General features: G+C 73.7%; 16 protein-coding genes. 9 read left to right on the forward strand and 7 right to left on the reverse strand.

Annotated features, from left to right (window positions below; genetic code table 11):
• Window positions 1-83 precede the first annotated feature (83 nt).
• Both QP089_RS12670 and QP089_RS12675 read left to right on the forward strand, forming a co-directional pair.
• Window positions 84-1,061, forward strand: a complete 978-nt coding sequence (locus QP089_RS12670) for an alpha/beta fold hydrolase (RefSeq protein WP_285911737.1) — start codon at window positions 84-86, stop codon at window positions 1,059-1,061.
• Entirely contained in the window at window positions 1,052-1,915 is an 864-nt protein-coding gene (locus QP089_RS12675; protein WP_285911738.1) for an SDR family NAD(P)-dependent oxidoreductase, read from the forward strand. Before QP089_RS12670 ends, QP089_RS12675 begins: the two co-directional genes overlap by 10 nt.
• A gap of 12 nt (window positions 1,916-1,927) precedes the next feature.
• On the opposite strand, the gene QP089_RS12680 is transcribed toward QP089_RS12675, so the two are convergent.
• Window positions 1,928-2,320, reverse strand: coding sequence for a hypothetical protein (locus QP089_RS12680; protein ID WP_285911739.1), 393 nt, complete (start codon window positions 2,318-2,320; stop codon window positions 1,928-1,930).
• Window positions 2,321-2,563: 243 nt separating this feature from the next.
• On the opposite strand from QP089_RS12680, the gene QP089_RS12685 reads away from it, so the two are divergent.
• Window positions 2,564-3,241: a response regulator transcription factor gene (locus QP089_RS12685; RefSeq protein ID WP_285911740.1), complete on the forward strand. Its 678-nt coding sequence runs from the start codon at window positions 2,564-2,566 to the stop codon at window positions 3,239-3,241.
• 8 nt (window positions 3,242-3,249) lie between these two features.
• Here the strand turns inward: QP089_RS12685 and QP089_RS12690 are convergent, their stop codons facing one another.
• The gene (locus QP089_RS12690; protein ID WP_285911741.1) at window positions 3,250-3,753 is read right to left on the reverse strand and encodes a hypothetical protein; all 504 of its coding nucleotides are present in this window, start codon (window positions 3,751-3,753) and stop codon (window positions 3,250-3,252) included.
• 137 nt (window positions 3,754-3,890) lie between these two features.
• On the opposite strand from QP089_RS12690, the gene QP089_RS12695 reads away from it, so the two are divergent.
• Window positions 3,891-5,243, forward strand: coding sequence for a sensor histidine kinase (locus QP089_RS12695; protein ID WP_285911742.1), 1,353 nt, complete (start codon window positions 3,891-3,893; stop codon window positions 5,241-5,243).
• A gap of 22 nt (window positions 5,244-5,265) precedes the next feature.
• Here the strand turns inward: QP089_RS12695 and QP089_RS12700 are convergent, their stop codons facing one another.
• Complete coding sequence (locus QP089_RS12700) at window positions 5,266-6,768, reverse strand: cellulose binding domain-containing protein (RefSeq protein ID WP_285911743.1); 1,503 nt, start codon at window positions 6,766-6,768, stop codon at window positions 5,266-5,268.
• A gap of 133 nt (window positions 6,769-6,901) precedes the next feature.
• Entirely contained in the window at window positions 6,902-8,317 is a 1,416-nt protein-coding gene (locus tag QP089_RS12705) for a hypothetical protein (protein WP_285911744.1), read from the reverse strand.
• A gap of 237 nt (window positions 8,318-8,554) precedes the next feature.
• Here QP089_RS12705 and QP089_RS12710 point away from each other — a divergent pair, with 237 nt between their 5' ends.
• Window positions 8,555-9,325 (forward strand): CAP domain-containing protein, encoded by a 771-nt coding sequence (locus QP089_RS12710; RefSeq protein WP_285911746.1) that lies wholly within the window; start codon window positions 8,555-8,557, stop codon window positions 9,323-9,325.
• 41 nt (window positions 9,326-9,366) lie between these two features.
• Here QP089_RS12710 and QP089_RS12715 read toward each other — a convergent pair whose 3' ends face one another.
• Complete coding sequence (locus QP089_RS12715) at window positions 9,367-10,905, reverse strand: sigma-70 family RNA polymerase sigma factor (RefSeq protein ID WP_285911747.1); 1,539 nt, start codon at window positions 10,903-10,905, stop codon at window positions 9,367-9,369.
• A gap of 179 nt (window positions 10,906-11,084) precedes the next feature.
• On the opposite strand from QP089_RS12715, the gene QP089_RS12720 reads away from it, so the two are divergent.
• From QP089_RS12720 to QP089_RS12730, 3 genes are all read left to right on the forward strand, one after another.
• Window positions 11,085-12,182 (forward strand): sensor histidine kinase, encoded by a 1,098-nt coding sequence (locus QP089_RS12720; protein WP_285911748.1) that lies wholly within the window; start codon window positions 11,085-11,087, stop codon window positions 12,180-12,182.
• A gap of 12 nt (window positions 12,183-12,194) precedes the next feature.
• Window positions 12,195-12,860 (forward strand): response regulator, encoded by a 666-nt coding sequence (locus QP089_RS12725; RefSeq protein ID WP_285911749.1) that lies wholly within the window; start codon window positions 12,195-12,197, stop codon window positions 12,858-12,860.
• A 67-nt stretch (window positions 12,861-12,927) separates the two neighbouring features.
• On the forward strand, window positions 12,928-13,938 hold the full coding sequence (locus tag QP089_RS12730) for an AF_0692 family protein (RefSeq protein ID WP_285911750.1): 1,011 nt from the start codon (window positions 12,928-12,930) through the stop codon (window positions 13,936-13,938).
• Here the strand turns inward: QP089_RS12730 and QP089_RS12735 are convergent.
• Both QP089_RS12735 and QP089_RS12740 read right to left on the reverse strand, forming a co-directional pair.
• The gene (locus QP089_RS12735; protein WP_285911751.1) at window positions 13,914-14,408 is read right to left on the reverse strand and encodes a DUF3237 domain-containing protein; all 495 of its coding nucleotides are present in this window, start codon (window positions 14,406-14,408) and stop codon (window positions 13,914-13,916) included. The genes QP089_RS12730 and QP089_RS12735 overlap by 25 nt on opposite strands.
• A 21-nt stretch (window positions 14,409-14,429) precedes the next feature.
• Complete coding sequence (locus QP089_RS12740; RefSeq protein WP_285911752.1) at window positions 14,430-14,876, reverse strand: ester cyclase; 447 nt, start codon at window positions 14,874-14,876, stop codon at window positions 14,430-14,432.
• Between the two features lie 105 nt (window positions 14,877-14,981).
• On the opposite strand from QP089_RS12740, the gene QP089_RS12745 reads away from it, so the two are divergent.
• Window positions 14,982-15,548: a DinB family protein gene (locus QP089_RS12745; RefSeq protein ID WP_285911753.1), complete on the forward strand. Its 567-nt coding sequence runs from the start codon at window positions 14,982-14,984 to the stop codon at window positions 15,546-15,548.
• The last annotated feature ends 1 nt before the right edge of the window (window position 15,549 follow it).

The raw sequence follows: 15,549 nt of genomic DNA on the forward strand, positions 1-15,549 counted from the left end.
TGAGCGAGACACCCCGCTGTCGCCGGCGCCGGCCGTCCTGCACAGTCCGAAGGTCAGGTCCCTCGGCCCGAAGGAAGCGCAGCATGGCCGGCTGGAGTCATCGGTACGCGCACATCAACGGCCTCGACGTCCACTACGTGGAGCAGGGGCGAGGACCGCTCGTGGTCCTCCTGCACGGCTTCCCGCACCTCTGGTTCAGCTGGCGGCACCAGATCGGGCCGATCGCGGACGCGGGTTTCCGGGTCGTCGCGCCCGACATGCGCGGGATGGGGCGGACGAGCGGCCCGGACGACCCCCGCGAGTACGGCGTAGACCGGATCGTCGGGGACCTCACCGGCCTCCTCGACCATCTCGGCGAGGAGCGGGCGGTGTTCAGCGGCCTGGACTTCGGGCTGTTCGCCGCGTACGACCTCGCCTACCACCACCCCGAGCGCGTTGCGGCGATCATCGGGCTGGAGAACCCGTTCTTCACGCCGAGCGAGGAGCCGCCGCTGACGCTCGCGGCCCGGCAGGCGCGGCGGCACTTCAACCACATCCACTATTTCGTCGCCGAACCCGGCGTCGCCGACCGCGACCTGGCGGCGGCGCCGCGCGAGTTCCTGCGCAGGGTGTTCTACGCGCTGTCCAGCGACTACCACTACCTCGACGTCTGGCGGCAGCCGCCGGGGACGACGTACATCGACGCCCTGCCGCAGACCCCGCCCCTTCCGTGGACGTGGCTGACCGACACGGAACTGGAGTTCTACGTCGCCGAGTACAGCGCGAGCGGCTTCACCGGCGGGCTGAACTGGTACCGCGCGATGGACCTGTCCTGGGAGCACCGCAAGTCGTACCGGGGCAGGAAGAACCCCGTGCCGTTCTTCTTCATCGGCAGCGAGCAGGACACCGACCTTGAGGGCTGGCACGGTGACGACCCGCTGGACAAGCTGCACGAGCACCACGACGACGTGCGCGACGTCCGGATGCTCAAGGACGCCGGCCACATGATGCAGATGGAGAGACCCGAGGAGACCACCGCGACCATGCTGGAATTCCTCGCGAGGAGCGACGAATGGGCCTGACCGGGAACCGGGTGGCGGTGGTCACCGGCGCGAGCCGCGGCGCCGGGAAGGGCATCGCGCTGGCCCTCGGCGAGACCGGGGCGACCGTCTACGTGACCGGGCGCACCCGCGCGGAGGGCGACGCGGACCTGCCCGGCACGGTGTTCGCCACCGCCGAGGAGATCACCGCGCGCGGCGGCACCGGGATCCCGGTGGTCTGCGACCACTCCGACGACGACCAGGTCAGGGCCCTGTTCGAGCAGGTCGGGCGGGAGAGCGGCGCGCTGGACATCCTGGTCAACAACGCGTTCACGATCCCGGACGGCCTGACCCGCAAGGGCCCCTTCTGGGAGAAGCCGCTGGCGTTGCAGAACATGTTCGACGTGGGAATGCGGTCGGCCTACGTGGCGACCTACTACGCCGCGCCATTGCTGATCCGGAACAATGCGGGTCTCGTCGTCAACACCTCGTCGTTCGGCGGACGCTGCTACATGCACGGCCCCGCCTACGGTGCCGGAAAGGCCGCCGTGGACAAGATGGCCCACGACATGGCGGTCGATTTCCGGCCTTACAACGTGGCCGTCATATCGCTGTGGATGGGCCTGCTGAAGACGGAGCGGAACAAGGCGCTCTTCGACGGCGTCCCCGACAAGTACGCCTCGTTCGCCGCCGGGGCCGAGTCGCCGGAATTCAGCGGCCGGGTCATCGACGCGCTCGCCCGGTCCCCGGAGCCGATGAAATGGACCGGGCAGGTCCTCATCGGCGCGGAGCTCGGCGAGGAACTCGGCGTGGTCGACACCGACGGGTCCCGTCCGCGCTCGCATCGCGGAATGCTCGGCGACCCGCCGACCTACAATCCCGCCGTCGTCGAGTAGCCGCCGGGCCGGTCAGCAGAGCACGGCCGTGACGGCGAGCGCGGCGTCCGCCAGCCAGACGGCGGCGGCCACCCGGTGCAGCGGGGCGGGTGTCCGGGCGGCGCCGGCGGGACGGCGCAGCGGCAGCCGGTACCACACGGCGAGGACCGCCACCTGAGCGAACAGCCAGGTCAGCAGCATCGTGGACGCGCTGTCCGGGCCGACCTCGCGCACCGCGCGCCCGGACGCGAGCAGCAGCAGCGCCACGCCGGCGACGGCTCCCCACCGCCGGAGACCGGCCGGGCTCCACGCCGATGCGGACGCGCGCGGAAAGGCGCTCGACGGGCCGCCCGCGTGCCGTCCGCGCTGCCGCCGGCGCCGTCCGCGGTGCCTGCGGCGCGCTCCGCCGGCCGCGCGCGTCTGCATCCCGGCGCCGGTGACCATAAGCCCCCCAGAAACCGCGCGGAACAGGCTCCGCCCCCGTTGTCGTCCACTGATGACATTAACTCGTGGCACATTCGAGAATCGCCGGAAAGTGCTGCGAGAAGACACCCTTATGGAAGTCTTAATCGAGTGCTGATGAAGTGTTAAGCGCCATCCGCCCCGCTTCTTCGGCCGCCGGTGCACGGTTCGTTCCGGCAGGCCGGGGTGATGGCCTATCGTCCAGCTGTGGCCTCGATCCTGCTGGTGGAAGACGACGAGCACGTGCGGCGCGCGCTGATCCGCGAGCTGACCGAGCTGGGGCACGCGGTCCGCAGCGCGGGACGCGCGCTGGACGCGCTGCGCGAGGCGACCGCCGCCGCGCCCGAGGTCGTCGTGCTGGACCTCGGGCTGCCCGACCTCGACGGCGGGGAGGCGCTGAAGATGCTGCGCGCCGTCTCCGACGTCCCGGTGATCGTGGCGACCGCCCGCGACGGCGAGGCCGAGATCATCCGGCTGCTCGGCGCGGGCGCCGACGACTACGTGGTCAAGCCGTTCTCCGCCGACCACCTGCACGCCCGCGTGGAGGCGGTGCTGCGGCGCGCACGCGGGCAGGCGCGCCGCAGCGCCGTCGTGCTCGGCGAGCTCCGCGTCGACCTCGAACGGCGCCAGGCGTCCATGGGCGGCGCGCCACTGCGGCTGTCGCGCCGCGAGTTCGACCTGCTTGGGTACCTGGCGGAGAACGCCGGACGCGTCGTCGGCCGGCGGGAGCTGCTGGCGAAGGTGTGGCAGCAGCCCTACGGCGACGACCAGACCATCGACGTGCACCTGTCGTGGCTGCGCCGCAAGATGGGCGAGAACGCCGCCGCGCCCCGCTACCTGCACACCGTCCGGGGCGTCGGCGTCATGCTCACCGGCCCCGAATGAAGGCCGGCTCAGTACTCGTAGACCTGGACGATCGTCGGATGGCCGTTCCAGGTGGCGAACACCGCGGAGCCGTGCGCGCCGTCGGTGAGGTCGACGCGCAGCCAGCCGGGCTTCCGCCACGTCTTCGCCTCGAACCCGCTGTCGGGCACCGCCGACACGAGCCGCGCCGACGTCGAGGTCAGCGACAGGACGACGCGTCCCGAGCGCACCACGTACGTGCGGACCTTCCCGGACGCCGGCGCGGACGGGCTGGGCGACGCGGAGGCCGTGGCGCGGGCGGACGGCGACGCCGCGGGCGATGCCGAACGGCGTGGAGCCGATGCCGATGCGGACGGCGAGGCCGCGGACGGCGGGGCGGGCGGACGGCCGCGCTGCACGGGGGCGTCGGCCGCGAGGTCCGGTGCGGGCAGCGTCGTGCCGCGCAGCGCGTGGCCGACACCGGCCCAGCTGATCGCCATGCCCGCCGCCGTGGTGGCGATCCACACGGCGGTGAAACGAAAACGAACCCGCATTGGCCTAGTATCTCCCCAACCGCGAACAAACCGCCCTGGTATCCGGATGAACCGCAACCCGCGGAACGCCGCGCCGTCCCGCGCCGCACCGTCCCGCGCCGGAGCGACCGCCCGGGCGACCGGACCCGGGAGAGCCGATGAGAGGTGCGCTGGCGCGGATCGCGACGGCCGTGACCGCCATGGTGGCGCTGTCGTTCGTCGTCCCGCTCGGGCTGCTGGTCGGGCAGATGGCGCACGACCGGGCGCTGTCGGCCGCCGCGCAGCAGGCCGCGTCGCTGGAACCGGTCCTCACCGTCACCGCCGCGCCCGCCTCGCTCGCCGACGCGGTCGGCTCCACGCCCGCCGGGGCCGCCGGACGGCTCGCGCTGCACCCGCCGCAGGGCGCCGCGATCGGCGCGGCGCACGCCACGGCCGCCGACGTGGCGAGGGCGCGAAGCCTGCGCCGCGCGTTCACCGCGTCCGCGTCCGGCGGGACGGTGCTGCTCACCCCGGCGCTGCTGGACGCCGACCGCGTCGCCGTCATCGAGGTGTACGTGCCGGACGCGGAGCTGAACCGGGGCGTGGCGCGCTCGCGCACCATCCTCGGGCTCGTCGCGGTCGCGCTGGTGCTGGTGTCGGTCGCGATGGCCGACCGGCTCGCCGTCCGGGTCGTGCGGGCCGCCGAGGGGCTGGCGAACGCGGTGACCCGGGTCGGCGACGGCGACCTCGGCGCCCGGGTCGCGCCGGCGGGCCCGCACGAGCTGCGCGACGCCGGCACGGCCTTCAACCGGATGGCCGACCGGCTCGTCCGGCTGCTGGAGGCCGAGCGGGAGTCGGCCGCCGACCTGTCGCACCGGCTGCGCACCCCGCTGACCGCGCTGCGGGTGAACCTCAACGGCCTGGCCGCCAACCCCGCCGACCCGGACCGGATGGCGCACAGCCAGGACGCGCTCGGCCGGCTCGAGGAGACCGTCGACCAGATCATCGCGACGGCGCGGCGGCCGGCGGGCGGGCGTCCGGGCTGCGACGCCGCCGCCGTGGTCCGGCGCCGGCTGGAGTTCTGGTCGGCCCTCGCCGCCGACCAGGGCCGCGACTGCGAGGTCGTCCTGCCGGACGGCCCGGCGCCGGTGCCGGTCGGCGAGGACGACCTGGTCGCGGCCGTGGACGCGCTGCTCGGCAACGTCTTCCGGCACACGCCGCAGGGCACCGCGCTGTCGGTCACGCTGCACCGCGGCCGGTACTCCACCGGCCTGCTGATCGGCGACGCCGGGCCCGGCATCCCGGACGCGGCGGAGGCGCTGCGGCGCGGTGCCAGCGGCGCCGGCTCCACCGGCCTCGGCCTCGACATCGCCCGCCGGCTCGCCGAGTCGACCGGCGGATCGCTCAACATCGGCACCGCGCCGCTGGGCGGCGCGCAGATCGAACTGTGGCTGCGCACCGAGTCCAGGGCGCCGTCCCGCCGCTCGGCGCGCCGCTCCCGGAGCCGCTCCCGGCGGCGCGCCCGCGAGTGAGGCCCCGCGGTCCCACCGTTGGTCAGCCGCCGAAGGCGCGGGCGAAGTCGAACGGCTGCTGCGCGATGCTGCTGCACGTCGGGTCGGCGTAGTTCTTCGCGCCGCCCGCGCACGGCTTGTCGCGGGTCGCGGACCACATCGACACCCACGCCATGCCCTTGCCCTTCGCGAACGCCGCGACCTTGCGGGCGTCCGCGACCGTGAACACCTCCGTCGCGACGTCGTTGACGCCGATCATCGGGGTGACCGCGACCCGCCGCCACGCCTGCGCGTCGCCGAGTCCGAGAATGCCCTTGACCTGCGCGTGCGTCGCGGTCGCGGCGTCGATGGCGTAGTCGACCATCTTCCCGGACGGGTTCGGGGCGGCGCCGTCGCCGTAGTCCATCGCCATGATGTTGACCGCGTCGATCCCGACGCCGTTGCCGGCCGCGTTCTTCAGCAGGTCCACGCCGTCCTGGGTGAGGCCCTGCGGGAGGACGGGCAGGGTGAACGACACGCGCAGCCCCGGGTGGTCGTGCTGGAGCGACGCGATCGCCTTGGCGCGGCGGTCGTTGGCGGCGCCGTCGGTAAGGGCGCCGCCCTCGACGTCGAAGTCGACCTTGGTGAGCTTGAACTGGTCGACGACCTTGCCGTAGGCGGCGGCCAGCGCGCCGGACGTCGAGCACGACAGCGCGAGTTCGCTGCCGCTGGCGCCGCCGAACGACACGCGCACGTCGCCGCCCGCATCGCGCACGGCGCCGATCTGCTGCGCGACCTTGTTGGCGTCCAGGTCCTCGACGCCGCCCCACTTGGGCGTGCAGGCGCCGCCGGACACCACGAACGCCAGGGTGAACTCCTTGACGCCCGCCTCGGTGCGCGCCGCCTTCAGGTCGTACGGCGGGTAGAGGCCCGTGTCGACGTACGGGGCGAACACCGTCGTCCCGTCGCCGGACTCCTGCGGCGGGGGCGTCGTCTTCGTGGGAGTCGGGGTCGGCGTCACCGTCTTGGACGGGCTCGGCGACGGGCTCGCCGTCCGCGTCGCCGTCGGGCTCGGGCTCGGCGTGGGCGTGCCGGACGGCCGGCCGCTCGGCGTCGGCGACGGGGCCGGCGCCGTCTCGCAGGCTGCGCCCCCGATGCGGCAGCCCGTGGGGTCGCCGGTCCCCGCCGTCTCGTCCACGGCGAACCCGACCACGGCCGACCGCCCGCCGCCGAGGTCGCCGTTCCAGCTCTCGTTGCGCACCGTCACGTGCCGGCCGGACACGCTGTACCGGCCGTTCCACAGGCTGGTGAGCCGGGCCCCGGCCGGCAGGTCGAAGCCGAGGTCCCAGCCGTGCGCGGTCTCGGTGCCGGTGTTGGTGACCGTGTACTGCGCGGTGTAGCCGGTCCCCCAGTCGCCGACCTTGGCGTAGGACGCCCTGATGGCCTCGGCGCTCGCCGTGCCCGGCATCAGCACCAGCGCGCCGGCGACGGCGCCGGCCGCGGCGACCGTTCCGGCGGCGGCGAAGTATCCCCGCCCTGGACGTCGGCGCCGGGGGGTGGGTGACATGGCGGTCCTCCTCAGGACGGGCGATCAGGGGCGACGGCGCCAAACTAGGGCGTTCCGCCGCACGTCAGGCCGCTCTTAGCGAGCTGCTAAGCCGTTCCTGATCAGGTCCTAAGCAAGATCACCGGTCAGCGGCTCACCCGTTCCCGCGCGGGACGTAGAGGCGGATGTCGTCGATGACCGCCTCGCCCTCGTAGTAGTTGAGGTGCGGGTCGCCGATGACGAACGAGTCGGGGTAGGCCGACCCCTTCGGCCAGGTGTGCTCGGTGACGTACTTCCCCGCCGGGCCCTTATGGACGAGCCTGCGGTCGAAGCGGCCGTCGTATTCGCCGGGCGTCTGGTTGTAGTGCCAGATCGGGCGGCCGTTCTCGATGAAGTCGTGGTGGACGCGCAGCGTGGCCTGCCCGATGTGCAGGAACGGCCCGCTCATCTCCAGGGTGTAGCCGGTGCGGTCGCGCTCCACGGCGAACCGGTAGGACGCCTTGGGCAGCAACTGCGGCTGCAATTCCGCGCTGGTCAGATGCCCGCTGAACCGCTTGCCGGGACCGTAGGGCTTGTCGAGGGAGGCGTTGCCGCAGGCGGTCTTGGCGTAGTACTCGGTGCTGAGGTCGTTGTCGGGGCCGCCGATGAACTTGTCGCCGCGCGCGAACAGCGCGTTCACGCCGTTGAAGGTGCCGTCGAACGTCCGGTACATCTTGCGGGTCTTCGGGTTGCAGGTCGCGGCGTGCTTCCAGCGGGAAAGGTCGCTGTAGTAGCCGTCCATGATGACCTTGCGCCGGAAATGGATGTCCGGGTTGCCGTGCGGCGCGGGCGTGGCGTAGTCGAGGACGGTCATGTAGTAGAAGCCGTTCTCCCGCGTCACGTCGTGGTATTCGCAGCGCGACTTTCCGGCGAGCGCCCCGGTGAACGTCCAGGGATAGCGGGTCTTGCAGGGCTCCTTGGTGTAGCCGTTGTGCCGGCCGTTGTAGTCGAAGGTGCCGTGCCGTTTGCCGCCGAAGTCGATGCCGCGCAGCGTCATCTCCACGCGGTAGTGCGGCGGCAGCGGGCGCGTCGGCCGGATCAGCACCCCGGCGTCCCAGCTCGGCTCGGAGAGCCGCGCGGCCTTCTGCCCGCCGGGCAGGGTCGTGGTGGACAGGCCGGGCCGCGAGTCGGGACGGCCGTCGTGGTCCTTGTCGACGGCGGCGACCTCGGCGGTGAGCCATCCGTGTTGGCCGAACGCGACGCGCTTGCGGAACACGTTGAGCGTGGCCATCTGCTGCTTGAACAGCGGGCCGCTCATCTTCGTCCAGGCCTCGCCGTCGTCGTCGAACGCGTCGACGTTCCACGGGCTGTGCTTGCCCTGCGGGTCCAGCCGCCAGGGGGCGCCGTCGACGTGCAGCGGGCGGTCGAAGTTCTCCGCGTCGACGAGGGCCCAGCGCCCCTTGCCCGGCGCGTTCGCGCCGGACGCGCTCCCGCCCGACGCGTTGCCCGCGGTGGCGGGCCAGGCCACGGAGGCGGTCGTCATGGCGGCCGCTCCGGCGGCGGCGACGGCGGCCTTCCAGCTTGTCTTCACGGCGCGACTCCTTCTTCCCCGGACGCGGAGGCATCCTGCGCCCTCCGCAGACCCATCAGAGAGCGCGCCCGGCGGAGAGGGGCCGTTCGACATGCGGTCTTGCCGCTTTCTTGGCCGAGCCGGGCGGCCCGCCGGAGAACGATTCACCCCAAGCCAGGATTTTTCTGTTATCGCCGGTACGGTGCGGGGGTCCGCTGCGTGTTCGCACACCCCGACAGAGAAGGATGTGGCATCGCCATGAGCAACCCCCATGCCCACGGCGGCGGCGGACGGCCGCGCCCCGGAAGGCGGCCGCGCCGGGCGTCCCGCCGCGTCGCCGTCTGGACGGCCGCGGGGGCGGCGGGCCTGCTGGTGATCGGCGGGGTCGCCGGGACGGCCGCCGGCGCGTTCGGGGGCGGCGCCGACGGCGCGCCCACCGCGAGCGGGTCGTCGCTGTCGCCGAGCGCCGCGCCGCCGCGTCCGGTCGCCGACGCGCCGCAGCCGTCGCCCAGCAGGACGGCGAAGCCGAAGCGGCACAAGAAGGCCAAGCCGTCGCACAAGCCGACCCCGCGCGCGACCCGCCACCGGACGGCCAAGCCCGCGCCCGCCAAGCCGAAGGCCCCGGCCGCGCCCGTCGGCGGAACCGCCGGGAAGTACGCCTCGCAGGTCGTCACGCTGGTGAACGCCGAGCGCGCCAAGCACGGATGCGGCGCGCTGACCGTCAACAGCAAGCTCGCGCGGGCCGCGCAGGGCCACTCGGCCGACATGCACGCCCGGAACTTCTTCGACCACACCAACCCCGACGGCAAGGACCCGGGCGACCGCATCACCGCCGCCGGATACCGCTGGTCCTCCTACGGGGAGAACATCGCCAAGGGCCAGGCGACCCCGGCGAGCGTCATGCAGGCGTGGATGAACAGCTCCGGCCACCGCGCGAACATCCTCAACTGCGGTTACAAGGAGATCGGCGTCGGCGTGGTGCTGAGCGGCGGCCCGTACTGGACGCAGGACTTCGGCACGAGCCGCTGACCGGGCGCAACGCTCAGAGTGCGCCGTTCAGGCGGCGCCGTTCAGGCGGGCGTCGCGAAGTCCTGGGTCCACCACGGCCCGCCGGACCCGCGCACGACGCCCACCCCGATCATCGTCAGGCGGCAGTTGAGGATGTTGGCCCGGTGCCCCGCGCTGTTCATCCAGGCCGTCACGACGGCGGGCGGGGACGTCTGCCCCTGCGCGATGTTCTCCGCCCAGGCACTCCAGCGGAAACCGGCGGCGGTGATCCGGTCCCCCGGGTCGTCGCCGCCGGCCCCGCGGTGGTCGAGGGCGCGCCGGGACGCCATGTCCTGCGCGTGCGCCTGGGCGGCTTTGTGCAGGGCGGGCGAGACGCGCAGCGGGCGGCATCCGGCCCTGGCCCTGTTCTCGTTGACCAGCCGGACGACCTGCTGCTCGACCGTCGACGCCGGAGCCTTGGCGGGCTTCTTGGTCGGCCGCGCGAGGTGCTCCCTGACCGACGTGGCGCCGGGGTGCGGCTCGGGCGTGCGCGACGGCGTCCGCTGCGCCACGGCCGGCGGGTCGGCGCTGCGCGGCGGCGGGTCGGGCGAGTCCCCCATGCCCCAGAAGATCACCGCCGCGCCCGCGACGCCGGCCACCGCGGCCCCCGCCGCCCACTTCGACGCAGCCGCCACGCCGCCCTTGGCCGCCCCGCCCGCCCCGGACGACGCCGCTGTGGAGGACGCCGCTGTGGAGGACGCCGCTGTGGAGGACGCCGCTGTGGAGGACGCCGCTGTGGAGGAGGCTGCACCGGCGCCGGACGAACCGCCGGTGGCCAGCGCGGTCGCGAAGGAGTGCAGCGGGTGCGCGGCGGGCAGCGGGACCATGACCAGCCCGGCCAGCAGCGCCTCCGGCGGCAGGAGGTCGCGCTCCCGGGCGCCGCAGACCCGGCATCCGCGGATGTGCTTGGCGACGCGCTTGCGCCACAGCGGGGACGGCCGCCCGTCCCACCGCGCGAGCACCGGGCCGAGCGCCTCGCAGCGCGGCGCCGCCGCCACGACCCGGACGACGGCGCGGCACGTCGCGAGCTGCTTCTTCATCCGCTGCACCCGGACCGCCGCGTGCGCCGCCGGCAGGCCCAGCGCGTCGGCCAGCTCGGCGCGCGACAGGTGCCCGGAGGCCTCCAGCCACCACAGCCCGAGCAGGTCGCGCTCGCCCGCGTCCAGCCAGCGCGTCGCCTCGGCGATCTCGCGGCGCTGGCCCGACAGCTCCAGCCGCAGCACGGCGGCCTCCGCGAAGTCGGCCTCGGACGCGGCGACCCGCGCGAGGTCCTCGGGGTCCATCGGGGTGCCGCGCTGGAGCGCCGACCAGCGGCGGCGCACCTGGTTCATCGCGATGGACACCAGCCAGGAGCGGAACCGGCCCGGCTCGCGCAGGCCGTCCAGCCCGCCGAGCGCCCGCAGCACCGAGTCCTGGACGACGTCGTCCACGTCGGCGTGGCCGTCGAGCGCCCAGCCGACCACGTTGTAGAGCAGCGGCAGGTGCGCGGCGACCAGCCGCTCGGTGGCCTCGGCGTCGCCGTCCTGCGCCGCCCGGACCAGCAGGTCCACGTCCTCGCCCACGCGTGTCACCGTCCCTTCGGCGGATCACCCCCGACTCCCCCTGGAGACCCCTCGAAGCACCGCAGATAACAACAAGCACACCATCAACGGCAAGTGCCCCGTTTCCAGTACGTCCGCGAAGGGCCCGGCGGTTCCGGTGGCGTCCCGCACCGGGGGCCGGATTGGTAGCGTCGGCGAGCGTGCGGGATCGGTATGCGGCGGTGTTGCCGTCCTGGTGGCGGGCGGTGGCCGCGGCGTGCGCCCTCGGCGCGGCGGGGGCCGTCCCGTTCCTGCATCTGGGCTGGCCGGAGCGCGCCGGCATCGTCGCGTTGCTGGCGGTTCAGGGCGCGGCGGCGGCGTTGCTGATGCGGGAGCGCCCCGAGGTCGCGCTCGGGACGGCGGCCGCCGCGGGCGCCGGGATCCAGGCACTCGGACCCGAGATCGGTCCCGGGATCGTCTTCGTCGTGCTGTGCGCGTTCGCCTGGCTGCGGCCGGCGCGGGTCTCGCTGTGGGGAATGGGCGCGGTCGCCGCCGTGACCGTCGCCGTCGCGGCGGCGCAGGGCCGGATGGTCGCGGTGTGGCCCGTCGCCGCCCTGCTCGCGTGGAGCTGGGGCGCGCTCGGACGGGCGGGCGCGGCGCGCCGGCACTCCGAGGCGCGGCGGGCGGCGCTGGAGGAGCGCGCGCGGATCGGCCGCGAGCTGCACGACGTCCTCTCGCACACCGTGTCGGTGATGGTCGTGCAGGCCGCCGCAGCGGACGACGTGTTCGACTCCAGCCCCGACCTCGCGCGGCGGGCCGTCCGGAACCTGGAGGCCGAGGGGCGGCAGGCGCTCGCGGAGCTGCGGCACTTCCTGCGCTCGGTGCGGGACGCGGAGGGCGCGGACCCCGCCGGATCGGTCCCCGGCCTGGGAGACTTGGACCGGCTCGTCGCCTCGGTCGCCGGCGCCGGGCTGCAGGTGCGGCTGCACCGGGAGGGTATGGGCGATGTGCACGTTCCGTCCGGGGTGGGCCTCGCGGTCTACCGGATCGTCCAGGAGGCTCTGACGAACACGCTGCGGCACGCGCGCACCGCCCGCGCCGACGTGGTCCTCCGCGTCGCGGGCGGGTGCCTGGACGTCGACGTCCACGACGACGGTCCGGGCGGGAACCCGGGCGGCGCGGGCCTCGCCGGGAGCGGGCAGGGCATCGCCGGGATGCGGGAGCGCGCCCAGCTGCTCGGCGGCACGTTCGAGGCCGGGCCCGACCCGGCCGGCGGGTTCCGCGTGCGGGTTTCGCTGCCGTTGGAGGCCCACCATTAGAGGGGTGCGCGCGTGACCGTCCGCGTGCTGATCGCCGACGACCAGGACCTGGTGCGGGCCGGCTTCAGCATGATCATCGAGGCGCGGGACGACCTGACCGTGGTCGGCGAGGCCGGCGACGGGGAGTCGGCCGTCCGCCTCGCCGCCCGGCTCGAACCCGACGTCGTGCTGATGGACGTGCGGATGCCCGGCGTGAACGGCATCGAGGCCACCCGGCGCATCACCGCGTCCGCGGACCCGCCGAAGGTGATCATCCTGACGACGTTCGACCTGGACGAGCCGCTGTACGCGGCGCTGCGCGCGGGCGCCGCCGGGTTCCTGCTCAAGGACGTCCGGCCGAACGACCTCGCGGAGGCGGTCCGGGTCGTCGCGCGCGGGGACGCGCTGCTCGCGCCGTCGGTCACGCGGCGGCTGCTCGACCGGTTCACCGCGACCGAGCCGCGACCGCCCGTCCGCCCGGACGCGCTCGCCGCGCTCACCGACCGCGAGATGCAGACGCTGGAGCTCATCGCGCGCGCCGCGTCCAACGCCGAGATCGCCGAACGGCTCGTCGTCACCGAGGCGACGGTGAAGACGCACGTGTCGAGCATCCTGCGCAAGCTCGGCCTGCGGGACCGCGTGCAGGCGGTGGTGCTGGCCTATGACCTCGGCCTGGTCCGGCCCCGCCCCTGCGACTAAAGTCGGACGGCCGAGACCGATCCTTCGTTGGAAGCGCTCGGAGCCGCTCGTTCCTAGCGTTGGCGGCATGACATCGCAGCCGCGTTCCCGGCGGGCGGCGTGGACCCTGGTGCTGGTCGCCCCCGCCGTCGCCGAGCTCGCCCTCGGCACCGTCCCGGTCCGGATGATCTGGCTCGTGCTGCTGTACGTGCCGATCTACGGCGCCGGCGTGCTGCTGATCCGGGAGCTGGTCCGCCGTCTCGGGGGCGGGTGGAGCAGCGTCCTGGTCCTGGGTCTGGTCTACGGGCTGGTCGAGGAGGGGCTGGCGCTGCAGAGCCTGACCAGCCCGCACCTGTACGACGCGGCGGACTGGGGGCCGAGGCCCTTCGGGGTCAACGCCCCGTACGCCGAGCTGAACCTGCCCTACCACGCGGTGTTCAGCGTGCTCGTCCCGATCGCGCTGGTCGAGCTGGTGTTCCGCCGCCACGGACGGGCCCCCTACCTGCGCCGTGGCGGCGTGATCATCACGGGGATCGTCGCTGTTCTCGGGGCGGGTCTGCTGCGGGTCTCCGTCCCGCCCTCAGAGGACCCGCACTACACGTTGCCGGGTGAGGCTTTACTGATCATCCTGGGGCCCTGCGCGGTGCTCACCTTCGTCGCGCTGTTCGTGCTGCCCCGGCGCCGCCCGTCCGCTTCGCCGGGCATCCCGCGCACGCCCTGGCGCCTCGGCGTCGTCTGCGGCCTCGCGTCCTTCGGCTTCCTCGCTCTGCTGTTCCCCTTCGCCGGCGCCGACCACTCCGCGTTCGTCCCGAGGGCGTGGGTGCCGGTTCCGATGGCCGCCGCCGCGCTCCTGGCCGTCTGCACAGCGTTCTACCTGGCCCGGACGGGCGGCTGGACGGACCGCCACCGCCTCGCCGCGATCTCCGGCGCACTCGTCGCGCACACCGCGTTCGGCTTCGCCGCCAACACCGACAACGTCCCGGACGGGGTCGGCCTGGCCGTCATCGCCGCGGTGATGAGCTACCTCCTCGCTGCCCTCGCCCGCCGCCTCCGCTCGGACGCCGGCGTCCCCGCTCACGCCACCCGGGCGACCGTGTAGGCGATTCCGCCCTCGACGAAGTAGCCGGAGCCGACGCAGACGATGTCGTTCAGCCATGCGTACCGCTCGGCTCCCGTCTCGAAGAACGGGCTGGTCCTGAAGTAGTACCGGGACGGGTCGACCCGGTGCCTCCCGGCGGGGTCGGCCATCTCGGCGCGCAGCTCCGGCGGGGTGGTGAAGCGGCCGCCGTACGTCATGTGGATCAGGACTCCGTCGTCCGTCCGGAGCGTGAGCCGCACGTCCAGGACCATCGTCCCGCCGGGGCGGAACAGCGCCCAGTCGCCGCCGCCCGGGAGCACGTCGCCGCGCAGGTCCGGGCCCTCGAACGTCCCGCCGGCGGAGCCGAACAGCATGCGCCGCCCGGCCGGTCCGCGGCCGAAGTCCAGCGGCGGATCCAGGTCGACCACTATGTCGAAGAGGGGTTCCGTGCGGATCTCTCCGTTGTCCTTCAGGCGCGGGTCCGCGGCCATGTGCATCACCTTTCCGGGGGTTCAGGCGGCGGCGAAGAGCCTGCGCCGGACGGCGTCGGCCGAGACGCCCGACTGGGCGCACAGCTCCGACAGGTCGAAGAAGAAGTACTCGCCGGCGATCAGGTCGTCCCTGAAGGCGAACCGGATGAACACCGGCAGTTCGGCGCGCCTGCCGTCGGGCACCACGCCGAAGCGGTCGCCCGTCCAGGTCATCCGGACCGTCCCCCAGCAGACGAGGGCCTCGCCGTTCGCCGCATGCCCCTGCAGCGCGACGTCGTAGTCGGGGAACGAGGCGAAGAACCGGCGCAGCGCCTTCTCGTTTTCCGCGTGGCCGCGCGCGGTCGTCCCGAAGGCGGGGGTCTCCAGCACCATCTCCGGGTGCAGCAGCTTCATCGCCGCGGGCACGTCCTGGCGGCTCTTGGCGACGGCGAGCTCCTGCGCCAGCGCGAACATGCGATCGCTGTCCATGGGAAAACAATACGAACGATCGTACAAATTGACAAGGGGTCTTCGCCCGGCATGCCTTTGCTATAACGGAACGAATCTGTCCGCTATATGCGCCAGGCTGGGCGCATGACCGAGCAGACCTGGAATCCCCTGCTGCGGGACCAGCTCACCTGGCACTGGACCAACCTGCTGCGCCCCCGCCTCGACGGGCTCACCGACGACGAGTACTTCTGGGAGCCCGTCGCCGATTGCTGGAGCGTCCGCCCGCGCGGCACCGGCACCGCCCCGGTGCAGGCCGGATCCGGCGCGATGACCATCGACTTCGCGTTCCCGCCGCCGGAGCCCGCGCCGTTCACGACGATCGCCTGGCGGCTCGGGCACGTCATCGTCGGCGTCCTCGCCGTCCGCAACGCCGCGCACTTCGGCCGCGCCGCCACCGACTACGACGCGTTCGAATACGCCGCGACCGCGTCCGAGGCACTGGCCCAACTCGACGCCGAGTACGCCGCGTGGACGGCCGGAGTCGAGTCCCTCGGCGAGTCCGGCCTCGCCCGCCCGTGCGGGGACGCCGAGGCGCCGTGGGGCGACCGTCCGATGGGGTCGCTGGTCCTGCACATCAACCGCGAGATGATCCACCACCTGTCCGAGGTGTGCCTGCTCCGCGACCTCCACCTGCACCGGAAGGCGAACTGAC

This window comes from Actinomadura opuntiae (assembly GCF_030283205.1).
Classification (GTDB): domain Bacteria; phylum Actinomycetota; class Actinomycetes; order Streptosporangiales; family Streptosporangiaceae; genus Spirillospora.

What these genes read in the sequence shown, in the direction of transcription:
- QP089_RS12695 (WP_285911742.1), top strand. Translation starts at nt 3,891, where the DNA reads ATGAGAGGTGCGCTGGCGCGGATCGCGACGGCCGTGACCGCCATGGTG.
- QP089_RS12690 (WP_285911741.1), bottom strand. Translation starts at nt 3,753, where the DNA reads ATGCGGGTTCGTTTTCGTTTCACCGCCGTGTGGATCGCCACCACGGCG.
- QP089_RS12730 (WP_285911750.1), top strand. Translation starts at nt 12,928, where the DNA reads ATGACATCGCAGCCGCGTTCCCGGCGGGCGGCGTGGACCCTGGTGCTG.
- QP089_RS12680 (WP_285911739.1), bottom strand. Translation starts at nt 2,320, where the DNA reads ATGCAGACGCGCGCGGCCGGCGGAGCGCGCCGCAGGCACCGCGGACGG.
- QP089_RS12675 (WP_285911738.1), top strand. Translation starts at nt 1,052, where the DNA reads ATGGGCCTGACCGGGAACCGGGTGGCGGTGGTCACCGGCGCGAGCCGC.
- QP089_RS12745 (WP_285911753.1), top strand. Translation starts at nt 14,982, where the DNA reads ATGACCGAGCAGACCTGGAATCCCCTGCTGCGGGACCAGCTCACCTGG.
- QP089_RS12740 (WP_285911752.1), bottom strand. Translation starts at nt 14,876, where the DNA reads ATGGACAGCGATCGCATGTTCGCGCTGGCGCAGGAGCTCGCCGTCGCC.
- QP089_RS12735 (WP_285911751.1), bottom strand. Translation starts at nt 14,408, where the DNA reads ATGGCCGCGGACCCGCGCCTGAAGGACAACGGAGAGATCCGCACGGAA.
- QP089_RS12710 (WP_285911746.1), top strand. Translation starts at nt 8,555, where the DNA reads ATGAGCAACCCCCATGCCCACGGCGGCGGCGGACGGCCGCGCCCCGGA.
- QP089_RS12670 (WP_285911737.1), top strand. Translation starts at nt 84, where the DNA reads ATGGCCGGCTGGAGTCATCGGTACGCGCACATCAACGGCCTCGACGTC.
- QP089_RS12700 (WP_285911743.1), bottom strand. Translation starts at nt 6,768, where the DNA reads ATGTCACCCACCCCCCGGCGCCGACGTCCAGGGCGGGGATACTTCGCC.